Source organism: Sphingobium quisquiliarum P25 (genome assembly GCF_000445065.1).
Classification (GTDB): Bacteria; Pseudomonadota; Alphaproteobacteria; order Sphingomonadales; family Sphingomonadaceae; genus Sphingobium; species Sphingobium quisquiliarum.
Map to the genome: position 1 here is coordinate 1 of NZ_ATHO01000009.1, position 12,740 is coordinate 12,740.

Genomic DNA, 12,740 nt, shown 5'->3' on the forward strand with positions numbered 1-12,740 from the left:
CCTCATCTTCGCGCCCGACCAGTTCGAGGGCGCGCGCGCGCATCTGGTGGGTCATGCACCAGTGGAGCAGCGCTTCTTCCCGGCCGTGGGTGATCCAGGTTTCCGATGGCGCGACCTCGCGGATGGTGGCGGTCAGTTCGTCCCAGTCGGCATGGTCGGAGATGACGAGCGGCAGTTCGACATTCTTCTGCCGGGCGCGCTGGCGCACGCGCATCCAGCCTGACGCCATGGCGGTGATCGGATCGGGCAAGCGGCGGCTCCAGCGGTCGTTGAGCGCCGATGGGGGCGAGACGATGATGTGGCCGCGCATCTCCCTGGCGGGGACCCCCGTGGCTGGACGCAGTTCGCCAAGGTCGATGCCGAAGTCCCTGTAGAGCGCGCACATGCGTTCCAGCGCGCCGTGGATGTAGATGGGGTCATGGTGGCCCCGCGCACGCACTTCGCAGATAAGGCGCTGCGCCTTGCCCAGCGCATAGGCGCCCACAAGGACGCAGCGGCCGGGATGCGCATGGAGCGCGGCGAGCAGGCGGTCGACCTCGCTGCCGGTTTCGGGGTGACGGAAGACGGGAAGGCCGAACGTCGCTTCCGTGACGAAGATGTCGCAGGGGACAGGCTCGAACGGCTTGCAGGTGGGGTCCGGGCGGCGCTTGTAATCGCCGGTGACGATCACCCGCTCCCCCGCATGTTCGAGCAGGATCTGCGCGGAGCCCAGCACATGCCCCGCCGGGATGTAGGATATGTCCACGCCGCCCATGCGGACCTGCTCGCCATAGCCCACGGCCGTGCCGCTGGCGGTGCCGTAGCGCAGCGCCATGATGGCAAGGGTTTCTTCCGTCGCCCATACATGGCCATGGCCGCCGCGCGCATGATCGGCATGGCCGTGGGTGACGAGCGCCCTTTCGCAGGGCTGGGACGGATCGATCCAGGCATTGGCGGGGCGGACGTAAATTCCGGTGGGGTGCGGTTCGATCCAGTGCGGCATGTCTGGGAGAAGGTGGATGGGCGGGGTTGGTTCCGCAAGGGCTTCACAAAGCCGTAACCTGATCGACATGCGGCCGACATGCCGCTGCCCTAGCGGGAGCGCCACGACCCGGCAGCGAGGAGGCGCGGCATATGGCATCTGTGGCACATCGGAACATCACCCGCGCCGTACACCGGCATCGGCGCCTGTCGAAACAGGGGCTGCTGGAGCGGGCCTTCACCTTCGCCTTTCGCGGGCTTGTCTATGCGCAGATCTGGGAGGACCCGGACGTGGACATGGAAGCGCTGGCGATCACGCCCGACAGCCATGTCGTCACCATCGCTTCGGGCGGCTGCAACGTGCTGAGCTACCTGACGGCGGACCCGGCCAGGATCACGGCGGTGGACCTGAACACCGCCCATATCGCGCTCAACCGTTTGAAGCTGGCGGCGGCGGGCGCCTTGCCCGATCATGACGCGTTCCATCGCTTCTTCGCCAGGGCGGATTGCCGGGAGAATGTGAGCGCGTACCGGCAGTTCGTAGCGCCGGTGCTGGACGATGCGACGCGGCGCTATTGGGAGGGGCGCGACTTTACCGGGCGGCGGCGGATCGGCGGCTTTGCGCGGGGCATCTACAAGCATGGCCTGCTGGGGCGCTTCATCGGCGCGGCGCATCTGCTGGCGCGGCTGCATGGCGTCAATCCGCGGCGGATGCTGGACGCGCAGTCGCTGGACGAGCAGCGCGCCATATTCGAGGCGGAACTTGCGCCAGTGTTCGACAGCGCCTTCACGCGCTGGCTGACGAGCCAGCCTGCCTCTCTGTTCGGCCTGGGCATTCCGCCCGCGCAATATGAGGCTCTGGCGGGCGACGAGCGGATGGACAGCGTGCTGAAGGCGCGGCTGGAAAAGCTGGCGTGCGGCTTTGACCTCAAGGACAATTATTTCGCGGTGCAGGCATTCGGGCGCGGCTATGCGGGCGGCGAGGGGCCGTTGCCACCCTATTTACAGGCGGGGAACCATCAGGCGGTGGTCGAGCGTGCCGGGCGGGTGGACGTGCGGCATGTAAACTTCACCGACTTCCTCGCTTCGCAGGAGGCGGGATCGGTGGACCGCTATGTGCTGCTGGACGCGCAGGACTGGATGGACGATGCGCAGCTCAACGCGCTTTGGGCGCAGATCACGCGGACGGCGCGGCGGGGGGCGCGGGTGCTGTTCCGCACGGCGGGGGAACCGAGCATCCTGCCCGGCCGGGTCGATGACGCCATGCTGTCGCGCTGGGACTATCGGGCGGAGGAATCGCTGGATCTCACGGCGCGCGACCGATCGGCCATTTATGGCGGCGTCCACCTTTATGTGCGGAAGGACGCGTGATGAGCGGCGGGCATGGCGGGCTGATGGACAGCGTGTACCGGCATCAGCGGCATATCTACGACCTGTCGCGCAAATATTATCTGCTGGGGCGGGATGGGCTGATCGCCGATCTGGCCCCTCCACGCGGCGGGGCCGTGCTGGAGATTGGCTGCGGGACGGGACGGAACCTGATCGCGGTGGGCAGGGCGTGGCCGGAAGCGCGGCTTTATGGCGTCGATATTTCAGAAGCCATGCTGGAAACGGCGCGCAGGGCGGTGGCGAAGGCGGGCATGGCGGACCGCGTGGTGCTGGCGCGGGGAGATGCCTGCGGTTTCGATGCGGTGACGCTGTTCGGACAGGCCGCGTTCGAGCGGGTGTTCATCAGTTACGCGCTGTCAATGATTCCGAGATGGGAAGGCGCGTTGCGGCATGCGGCGTCTTGCGTCGCGGCGGGCGGCAAGCTGGAGGTGGTGGATTTCGGCCAGCAGGAAGGGTTGCCGGCATATTGGAAGCGGGCGCTGTTCGCATGGCTGGCGAAGTTTCACGTTTCGCCGCGTGCCGGGATCAGGCAGGTGCTTGAGGGGTTGGCGGCGGAAACGGGGGGCTTTCCGCACAGCCGGACGCTGTACCGCGGCTATGCGGTGAGGGGCGGGTTGATACGGGTTTGAGTGGGTGCAGTGAGTCTGCTCCTGCGCAGGAGCAGGCGTCCAACCATTGGTCGTGACGAGCCGGAGAATGGCCGCTCAGGCCGCCTTCTTGAATTCCAGTTCCAGCCGGTCCCAGATTTCCACCAGCGCCTGCACCAGTTCCTCCATCATCTCCACCGTGTGCGCCGGACCCGGCGTGAAGCGCAGGCGTTCCGTGCCACGGGGGACGGTGGGATAGTTGATGGGCTGCACATAGGCGCCATATTCGGCGAGCAATATGTCGCTGATCCGCTTGGCCTTCACGGGATCGCCGACCATCAGCGGAACGATATGCGTGACCGACGGCATGACCGGAAGGCCGGATTCCGCCATCAGCCGCTTCAAGGTCGCGGCGGCCGCCTGCTGGCCTTCGCGTTCCTCGTTCGATTGCTTGAGGTGCCGGACGCTCGCCAGCACGCCCGCGACCAGCACCGGCGACAAGGAGGTGGTGAAGATGAAGCCCGGCGCATAGCTGCGGATCACGTCGATGATCATCTGGTCAGCCGCGATATAGCCGCCCATGACGCCGAACGCCTTGCCCAGCGTGCCTTCGATGATGGTCAGGCGGTGCGCAACATCGTCCCGCTCCGAAATGCCGCCGCCATGCGCGCCGTACATGCCGACAGCATGGACTTCGTCCAGATAGGTGAGGGCGTTGAACTCGTCAGCCAGATCGCAGATTTCAGCGATCGGCGCGACGTCGCCATCCATGGAATAGACGCTTTCGAAGGCGATCAGCTTGGGCGCGTCGGGATCTTCGGCGGCCAGCAGTTCGCGCAGATGATCGACGTCATTGTGGCGGAAGACGCGTTTTTCGCAGCCCGAATTGCGGATGCCCGCGATCATGCTGGCGTGGTTCAGTTCGTCGGAAAAGACGATGCAGCCCGGCAGCAGCTTGGCGAGGGTGGACAGCGCTGCTTCGTTCGACACATAGCCCGAAGTGAACAGCAGTGCGGCTTCCTTGCCATGCAGACCGGCCAGTTCCGCTTCCAGATCGACATGATAATGGGTGTTGCCGCCGATATTGCGTGTGCCGCCCGATCCCGCGCCGACATCATGCAGCGCCTCTTCCATCGCGGCGACGACCTTGGGATGCTGCCCCATGGCGAGATAGTCGTTGGAGCACCAGACGGTGATGGGCTTGGGACCATTATGGCCGTGAAAGCAGCGGGCGTTGGGAAATGCGCCCTTGTTCCGCAGGATATCGATGAACACGCGGTAGCGGCCCTCGCTATGGAGCCGGTCGATCGCCTGCGCGAAGATATGCTTGTAATTCACGTAACCGCCCTAGTCCCTTAGTGGCCCGCATCCCCTCTTTGGGGGCGTTTACCCGCTGCGCCGCCTCATTACCAGCGATAACCGTTCGCAGCGTTAGGGAGAAATACCTATCACAATGATAGAGGCGGTTGAGAGTGGACCAAAGGTCCTACCCGTCACAATGCTTCCATCTGGGTGAGGCCATAGTCCGCCAGCGCGGGAGCAAGCGCCGCGACGCTGTTGTCGAGGCGCGTGAAGACCGCTTTCCCGGATGGGTTGGAGGCTGGCCAGTCCTGCCCCTGCGTCAGATAGGCGATGCGGCGCGCAATGCCGTCGCCGCCATGGACGAAGGTGAGCGGCCGGGGCGCGGCGGCGGCCAGTTCGGCCTCCACCAGCGGGAAATGGGTGCAGGCGAGGACGACCGTATCCATCCGGTCGCCAGCGGGTTGATCGAGCAGGCCCGCAAGCGCATCCCGCGCGATGCCGGGGTCGAGGGGTTCGCCGCGCAGCTTGGCTTCGGCAAGCTGCACCAGCGCGGCGGAGCCATGGCGCAGGACGGTGCAGTCAGCGCCGAACTCTGCGGTCAGGCGATCGACATAAGGCTGGCGCACGGTCGCATCGGTGCCAAGGACGCCGAACACGCGGCTTTTCGAAAGGAGCGCCGCTGGCTTGATGGCGGGAACGGTGCCGACGACGGGGATGTCGAGCGCGGCGCGAACGGCCGACAGCGCGATGGTCGAGGCGGTGTTGCAGGCAATGACGGCGAGGCGCGGGCGGTAGCGTTCGACAAGGCGGCCGAGCAGCGCGGGGACGCGGGCGGCGATTTCCGCCTCGCTCTTGGTGCCATAGGGGAAACCGGCGCTGTCCGCCGCGTAGACGATGGGCGCGTTCGGCAGCGCGGCGCGGGCCGGGATGAGGATGGAAAGCCCGCCTACGCCGGAATCGAAGAACAGCAGGGGGGCGGACGGGGCGGCTTTCATTATGCGGCACATCTCGCGGGAGAGGCGGGGGCTGTCAATATCGGGCTTCCCGATCCGCCCTGTGCCGGTGGCGCGGGAGGCGGAGGTTGCGCCAGTTCCCCTCCACCAGCCTTTGGCTGGTCACGCTCCCCATGACGAGCATGGGAGGATTTGTTGCGGCTGGATCAGCTTCGCCATTGCCCCTTGCGGCGGCAACGCTATGGTCCGCGCGCAATCATCTTGGCGAGATCATGAATCCTCCCTGGCTCCTTCCCGCATCCGTCCTGCTGATGTCCTATCTTCTGGGGTCGATTCCCTTCGGCTTGCTGCTGACGCGGCTCACCGGGGCGGGCGACCTGCGCAAGATCGGGTCGGGCAATATCGGCGCGACCAATGTGTTGCGGACGGGACGGAAGGGGCTGGCGGCGGCGACTTTGCTGCTGGACTTGCTCAAGGGCGTGGCGGCGGTGCTGATCGGCGCGGCGCTGGTGGATGGCGGCGGGCCGATGGCGGGGGCGATGGCCTTTATCGGGCATTGCTACCCGGTCTGGCTGCGCTTTGCGGGTGGCAAGGGCGTGGCGACGATGATGGGCGTGGTGACGGCGCTGCATTGGCCTGCCGGGATCGTGTTCGCACTTGTTTGGCTGGGGGCGTTGTTCGGCACGCGATGGTCGTCCGTCGGCGGCATGGCGGCGGGGATCAGCGCGCCAGTCGCTTTGTGGTTCATGGGGCGGATCGACCTGGTGCCGGCGACCTTGGCGCTGACGCTGATCCTGTTGTGGCGGCACCGGGGCAATATCGCGCGGCTCGCCAAGGGGACGGAGCCCAGGATCGGAGCGTCGAAGGGGTGAGCGAGCAGGAGCGGTTCGACCGCCTGCGCCTGATCCGTTCGCCCCGCATCGGCCCGGTCACCTTCCGGCAGTTGATGGCGCGCTTCGGCAAGGCGGGCGACGCATTGCGGGCCGTGCCCGAACTGGCGGCGCGCGGCGGTGGCAAGGCGAGCGTGGCGGATGCTGCGGTGGTCGAGAAGGAGATCGCCCGCAGCAAGGCGCTGGGCGCGCGTTATCTGCTGATGGGCGACAAGGACTATCCTTTCCTGCTGGAGCAGATGGACGGTTCGCCGCCAGCGCTGATCGTCCGGGGCGATGTGGGGCTGACGGCAAGGCCGTGCGTGGCGATGGTCGGCGCGCGCAACGCTTCGGCCGCCGCTTGCCGCTTCGCCCGCACGCTCGCGCAGGAATTGGGGCAGCAGGGCGCTGTGGTCGTGTCGGGGCTGGCGCGCGGCATCGACACGGCGGCGCATCAGGGGGCGGTCGCGACCGGGACGATCGCGGTCATCGCCTGCGGCATCGACATCGTCTTTCCGCCGGAAAATGCCGGGTTGCAGGAGCAACTGGCGAGCCAGGGGCTGCTGGTGACGGAGCATCCTCCGGGCACGCAGCCGCTCGCCAGGCATTTCCCTGCGCGCAACCGGATCATCGCCGGGCTCGCCGCCGGAACCGTTGTGGTGGAGGCTGCGCCCAAGTCGGGATCGCTCATCACCGCACGGCTGGCGGTGGAGGCGGGGCGTGAGGTCATGGCGGTGCCGGGTTCGCCCGCCGATCCCAGGGCGCAGGGCTGCAACCAGTTGATCCGTGAAGGCGCAACGCTGGTGCAGAATGGCGCTGACGTGATCGAGGCGATCGGCGGGCTGGATGGGCGGATGGTGCGGCAGGGGCGGTTGAACTTCGATGCGGAGCCTGTATCGCCGGATGTGGAGGGACGCGACAGGGACCTTGTGTCGGGGCTGCTGGGTCATGCGCCGGTGCCGGTGGACGAGGTGATCCGCCTATCTGCGTTGAGCCCGGCGATCGTGCAGACGGTATTGCTGGAGCTGGAGCTTGCGGGCCGCCTCGAACGCCATGCGGGCGGAAAGGTGAGCCTGTCGTGACGCTCTTGACGCGGGCCGCCAGCGCCTTCCAGACTCGCGCGTGTACGTGAGAGCACTCAAGAACCGGGGCATGAATGCAGCTTGTCATCGTTGAATCGCCAGCCAAGGCGAAGACCATCGAGAAATATCTGGGCGGGGATTTCCACGTCCTCGCCAGCTATGGCCATATCCGCGACCTGCCGCCCAAGGACGGATCGGTGGACCCCGACAATGGCTTTGCCATGCAGTGGGAAAATTATGGCGACAAGGGCAAGCAGCTCAAGGCCATTGCCGACGAGGCCAAGAAGGCCGATCGCCTGATCCTGGCCACTGACCCTGACCGCGAAGGGGAGGCGATCAGCTGGCATGTGCAGGAAGTGCTGCGCGCGAAGAAGGCGCTGCCGCAGAAGGTGGACCGCGTCACCTTCAACGCGATCACCAAGCAGGCGGTGACCGAGGCGATGGCGCAGCCGCGTGCCTTGGATGAGGACCTGATCGACGCCTACCGGGCGCGGCGGGCGCTTGACTATCTGGTGGGCTTTACGCTTTCGCCGGTGCTGTGGCGCAAGCTGCCGGGGGCCAAGTCGGCCGGGCGCGTGCAGTCCGTGGCGCTGCGGCTGGTGGTCGATCGTGAGCGCGAGATCGAGAGCTTCGTCGCTCAGGAATATTGGTCCGTCGCGGCGGAGATGGAGCAGGGCGGGCAGGGCTTCACCGCGCGGCTGGTGCGCTGGCGCGGGGAAAAGATCGACCGGCTGACCATCGGCAAGGAAGGCGACGCCATGGCCGCCAAGGCGGACGTGGAGGCTGGGCGCTTCACCGTCGAGAAGGTCGAAACCAAGCCGGTTTCGCGCAATCCTCCGCCGCCGTTCACAACGTCGACCTTGCAGCAGGAGGCGGCGCGCAAGCTGGGCTTCTCGGCCAGCCACACGATGCGGATCGCGCAGCAGCTTTATGAGGATGGCGCGATCACCTACATGCGTACCGATGGCGTGCAGATGGACGGCAGCGCCATTTCCGCCGCGCGCAAGGCTATCGCGGAGCGCTATGACGGCGGATACCTGCCGGAAAAGCCGCGCCAATATCAGACCAAGGCCAAGAATGCGCAGGAAGCACATGAGGCGATTCGTCCTACCGAGTTCGGGCGGGACAAGGTCGGCAGCGGCGATCATGCGCGGCTCTACGACCTGATTTTCAAGCGGGCGCTGGCGAGCCAGATGGCTTCCGCGCGGCTGGAGCGGACGACGATCGATCTGGTCGACGGCACCGGCCAGCACGGCCTGCGCGCGACCGGTCAGGTGGTGATCTTTCCCGGCTTCCTCGCGCTCTACGAAGAGGGCCGCGACGACGTTAATGTGAACGACCCCGGCAAACATGCCGGGTCTGGGGAGGATGACGACAGCAAACTGCTGCCGCGCATGGCGGAGGGCGACGCCCCGGCCAAGAAGAAGGTGACGGCAGAGCAGCATTTCACCCAGCCGCCGCCGCGCTATTCCGAAGCATCGCTGGTCAAGAAGCTGGAGGAACTGGGGATCGGGCGTCCTTCCACCTATGCCTCCACGCTCCAGGTGCTGAAGGACCGCGACTATGTGCGGATCGAGAAGAACCGCTTCTTCGCCGAGGAGAGCGGGCGGCTGGTGACGGCGTTCCTTGAGCGCTTCTTCGAACGCTATGTCTCTTACGATTTCACAGCGGGGCTGGAGGACGAGCTGGACGATATTTCCGGCGGCCGGGCGCAATGGCAGGCGGTGCTGGAGGCCTTCTGGCGTGACTTCAAGCCCAAGACAGCAGAAGTCATGGAACAGAAGCCATCCGACATCACGGCGGAACTGGACAAGTTCCTTGAACCGATGCTGTTCCCGCCCAAGGCGGACGGCAGCAATCCGCGCGCCTGCCCGATGTGCGGCGACGGACAATTGTCGCTGCGAGGCGGGCGGTTCGGGGCGTTCATCGCCTGCTCAAACTATCCCGAATGCAAATATACGCGCAAGTTCGGCCAGCCGGGCGGCAGCGACGGCGGGGAAGACAAGGGGCCGGAGGTGCTGGGGCAGCATCCCGAAACCGGGCAGGACATCGTACGGAAATCCGGCCGTTTCGGTCCCTATATCGAAATGGGCGAGGGCAAGGAGGCCAAGCGCGGCTCCATCCCCAAGGACCTGCCCGATGGCGAATTGACGCTGGATTGGGCGGTGAAGCTGCTCAGCCTGCCGCGCGAAGTGGGGCTGCACCCGGAAACCGGCAAGCCGATCGTGGCGAATATCGGGCGTTTCGGGCCTTATCTGCTGCATGACGGCAAATATGGGCGGCTGTCCTCCACCGCGGAGATTTTCGAAGTCGGGATGAACAGCGCCGTCGCGAAGCTGGCGGATGCGGCGAACAAGGGCGGGCGCGGCGGAGCATCGCGCGAGCCGCTCAAGCTGCTGGGCAAGCATCCGCGTACCGAGGCGGAGATCAAGCTGATGGCTGGGCGCTATGGTCCTTATGTGACCGATGGCACCACCAACGCGACCTTGCCCAAAACGATTGAGCAGGATGCCTTGACGCTGGAGGAAGCGGCGCAACTGATCGATGCGCGGGCTGCTGCGGCACCTGCGAAGAAGGGGAAGAAGGCTGCCCCGAAAAAGGCGGCGGCGAAGAAGCCTGCTGCGAAGAAGGCGCCTGCCAAGAAGAAGGCTGCGGCTGAGTAACTAACATATTCCGTTCGCTTCGAGCGAAGTCGAGAAGCGCATAGGACGCACTTGCTGTTTCTCGACTACGCTCGAAACGAACGGAGATTGGAACTGCGGTGAGTCTTATTCCACCCAATCCAGCCCGATATCGCGGTAGATGAAGCGGTCATCCTCCCAATCTTCCTTTACCTTGACGTGGAGGTAAAGGTGGACCTTGACGCCCAGCAGGCTGGCGAGTTCAGCGCGCGCCTTTGATCCGATTTCCTTGAGCCGCTGGCCGCCCTTGCCCAGCACGATGGCGCGCTGGCTGGAGCGTCCGACGAGGATCTGCTGGTGGATTTCGACCGAGCCGTCCTCGCGCTCGCTATATTTCTCGGTGTCCACCGCTGCGGCATAGGGTAGTTCGGCATGGAGCTGATGGTAGAGCTGCTCGCGCGTGATTTCGGCTGCCAGCATACGGTCGGTGGCGTCGGAAACCTGATCCTCCGGGAAGTGCCAGGGGCCTTCTGGCATGGCATTGGCGAAGGCGGTCTTGAGTTCGGCAAGGCCATCACCTGTTGCCGCGCTGATGAAGAAGGTTTCCTCGAAACCCAGCGCGTCATTCAGCTTCTGCGTGTGGACGAGCAGCTTGTCCTTGGCGGCGATGTCGACCTTGTTGAGGATCAGCCATTTGCGTTCGGGCCGCGATGAAAGCGCTTCGATTATCGGTTCGATCTTGGGGCCCAGACCCGCCTTGCCATCCACGATGAGCGCGATCAGGTCAGCCCCCTGCGCGCCGCCCCACGCGGCCTGCACCATGGCGCGATCAAGGCGGCGCTTGGGCTGGAAGATGCCGGGGGTATCGACCAGCACGATCTGCGCGTCCCCTTCGATCGCCACGCCCATCACCCGCGTGCGGGTGGTCTGCGCCTTGGGACTGGTGATGGCGACCTTCTGGCCGACAAGGGCGTTCACCAGCGTGGATTTGCCCGCGTTGGGCGCGCCAACAATGGCGACGACGCCGCAGCGTTGAGATTCAGTATCGACCGTCAATCACTATCTCCGTTCGCCCTGAGCTTGTCGAAGGGCTTCACTGTCCTTGTTCGAGCGGGCTAAGCTGGAGATCAGCTTCCAATCCTCGCGGATCAAGCCAGCTTTTCGCCCGGCTCCAGCCTTTGATTTGGCGCTCTGCTTCAAGCGCCTCCATACGCGCGCCGAACTGCTGCGGCCAGACCAGTTTTATCGGGCGGCGGTTTTGCGTGTGTCAGGGGATTGCGCCAGCTTCATGCTGTGCGATGCGGGTTTGGAGATCGTCCGCGTAGGGAGGGGTGGGGAATGGCAGCGAGGCGCCGTCTAGCCCGTCAGCTTGTCCAGCAGCGCCTTTGCCGCCGCCGTCTCCGCTTCCTGCTTCGACCCACCCGTCGCGCTCGCCTCGCCTGCGCCCTTGATCGATACCGTTACTGTAAAGCGCAACGCATGGTGCGGCCCCGACCGGTCGGTCATGGCATATTCGGGCGGCTTGCGGCGGTTGGCGGCGGCCCATTCTTGGAGCGCGGACTTCGGGTGCTTGGGCGCGCTTTCCTGCGTGTCGACGCGGTCGGCCCACAGGCGGCGGACGAGGGCGCGCGCTTCATCCAGCCCCGCCTCCAGATAAAGCGCGCCGATCAGCGCCTCCATGACGTCGCCCAGCACATTGTCGCTGTCCGCCGCGCCATCGTCGCGCGCCTGCTTGCCCAGGATGAGATGGGCGGGGACGCCAGCGGCGCGCGCCACCTCTGCGCATGTCTCACCCGACACAAGCGCGTTGAAGCGGCGGGACAGCTTGCCTTCGGGCTCGCCCGCGAAACGTTCATAGAGCCATTCGGCCATGATCAGGCCAAGGATGCGGTCGCCCAGAAACTCCAGCCGCTCATAATTGACCGCGTTGGCGCTGCCATGAGTCAGCGCCTGCTGGAAGGGCGCGGCGTCCCTGGGCGCTCGCCCGATCAGCCCGGCGAGCCAGCCTGCCGTGCCGGGCTTGCTCAAAAACCTTCCCCGATGCGGTTCCAGCGGGCGGCGGTGAACCATGTCCAGGGGAGCAGCCAGTTGGCGCTGCCATCGGTTGAGAAGACGGAGATCATCGCCTTGCCCACCAGATTTTCCTGCGGGACGAGGCCGATGCCGCCGCCTTCCACCGCCGGGAAACGGCTGTCGGCGCTGCGATCCCGATTGTCGCCCATCATGAAGAGATGGCCTTCGGGCACCAGCACCGTGTCGCGATCGTCGGCCGCGCCATCGGGCACCAGATCGAGCACATTGTAGCTGCGCCCGCCCGGCAGAGTCTCGCGATATTGGGGATAGCGGCACTGGCGGCCACCGCCCGGCGCATTCTCTTCGAATTTGGGACGGAAACAGGGCGAGGGGCTGCCTTCCTTGTCTGCGGCCAGGAGCATGTTGGGTGACACCGGGATGACGAGGTCCGCGACCCGCTGCTTGGGAATGGCCTGGCCGTTCAGGTAGACGGTTCCCCCGCGCACCGAGATCATGTCGCCCGGCAGGCCGATGACGCGCTTGATATAGTCATTCTTCTGATTTGGCGGCGCCTTGAACACCACCACATCGCCCCGCTGAGGCGTCGACGCGAAGATGCGGCCGGGGATCAGCGGCAGGTTGAAGGGCAGCGAGTAGCGCGAATAGCCATAGGGCCATTTTGCGACGAGCAGATAGTCCCCGATCAGCAGGCGCGGCTGCATCGATTCAGATGGTATGTTGAACGGTGAGACGATGAAGCTGCGCAGGATGAAGACGAACACCGCCAGCTTTGCGAGAAACCAGAGGAAGTCCCGCGTTTCGGATTTTGCGCTCATGCCAGCTCGTCTAGTCCTTCGATTTGCCCTGAAAACAGGCCGCTGCGGCTTTTGCTGTGTTGGAAACCCGCCGTCAAGCGCATGGGGCGGTGCATTGGCCGTGCCGCTTGGCTAAGAGAGGCGAGAAT

At 65.5% G+C, this 12,740-nt stretch carries 11 protein-coding genes; 5 read left to right on the forward strand and 6 right to left on the reverse strand.

All coding sequences use genetic code 11. From position 1 onward, the window contains the following. A partial coding sequence (locus tag L288_RS23475; protein ID WP_021236559.1) for a ligase-associated DNA damage response exonuclease occupies positions 1–982 on the reverse strand: 982 nt, incomplete at its 3' end. 131 nt (positions 983–1,113) lie between these two features. Between L288_RS23475 and L288_RS23480 the strand changes: the two genes are divergently transcribed. Continuing rightward, positions 1,114–2,331: a DUF3419 family protein gene (locus tag L288_RS23480; protein WP_021236560.1), complete on the forward strand. Its 1,218-nt coding sequence runs from the start codon at positions 1,114–1,116 to the stop codon at positions 2,329–2,331. After that, positions 2,331–2,978: a class I SAM-dependent methyltransferase gene (locus L288_RS23485; protein WP_021236561.1), complete on the forward strand. Its 648-nt coding sequence runs from the start codon at positions 2,331–2,333 to the stop codon at positions 2,976–2,978. Before L288_RS23480 ends, L288_RS23485 begins: the two co-directional genes overlap by 1 nt. 75 nt (positions 2,979–3,053) lie before the next feature. Here the strand turns inward: L288_RS23485 and hemA are convergent, their stop codons facing one another. Continuing rightward, positions 3,054–4,274: a 5-aminolevulinate synthase gene (gene hemA / locus L288_RS23490; RefSeq protein WP_021236562.1), complete on the reverse strand. Its 1,221-nt coding sequence runs from the start codon at positions 4,272–4,274 to the stop codon at positions 3,054–3,056. A 155-nt stretch (positions 4,275–4,429) separates the two neighbouring features. Continuing rightward, complete coding sequence (gene murI / locus L288_RS23495) at positions 4,430–5,233, reverse strand: glutamate racemase (protein ID WP_021236563.1); 804 nt, start codon at positions 5,231–5,233, stop codon at positions 4,430–4,432. 230 nt (positions 5,234–5,463) lie between these two features. Here murI and plsY point away from each other — a divergent pair, with 230 nt between their 5' ends. From plsY to topA, 3 genes are all read left to right on the forward strand, one after another. Then, positions 5,464–6,063, forward strand: coding sequence for a glycerol-3-phosphate 1-O-acyltransferase PlsY (gene plsY, locus L288_RS23500; RefSeq protein WP_030541805.1), 600 nt, complete (start codon positions 5,464–5,466; stop codon positions 6,061–6,063). Next, positions 6,060–7,142: a DNA-processing protein DprA gene (gene dprA / locus L288_RS23505; RefSeq protein WP_021236565.1), complete on the forward strand. Its 1,083-nt coding sequence runs from the start codon at positions 6,060–6,062 to the stop codon at positions 7,140–7,142. Before plsY ends, dprA begins: the two co-directional genes overlap by 4 nt. Positions 7,143–7,216: 74 nt before the next feature. Beyond that, entirely contained in the window at positions 7,217–9,805 is a 2,589-nt protein-coding gene (gene topA / locus L288_RS23510) for a type I DNA topoisomerase (protein WP_021236566.1), read from the forward strand. A gap of 105 nt (positions 9,806–9,910) precedes the next feature. Here the strand turns inward: topA and era are convergent, their stop codons facing one another. From era to lepB, 3 genes are all read right to left on the reverse strand, one after another. Continuing rightward, positions 9,911–10,819 carry a GTPase Era gene (gene era, locus L288_RS23515; RefSeq protein ID WP_021236567.1) on the reverse strand — a complete coding sequence of 303 codons (909 nt, stop codon included), beginning with the start codon at positions 10,817–10,819 and terminating at the stop codon, positions 9,911–9,913. 300 nt (positions 10,820–11,119) lie between these two features. Then, complete coding sequence (gene rnc, locus L288_RS23525) at positions 11,120–11,833, reverse strand: ribonuclease III (protein ID WP_051209595.1); 714 nt, start codon at positions 11,831–11,833, stop codon at positions 11,120–11,122. Continuing rightward, positions 11,788–12,612 carry a signal peptidase I gene (gene lepB, locus L288_RS23530; protein WP_021236570.1) on the reverse strand — a complete coding sequence of 275 codons (825 nt, stop codon included), beginning with the start codon at positions 12,610–12,612 and terminating at the stop codon, positions 11,788–11,790. The genes rnc and lepB overlap by 46 nt, the downstream gene beginning before the upstream one ends. Between the last annotated feature and the right edge of the window lie 128 nt (positions 12,613–12,740).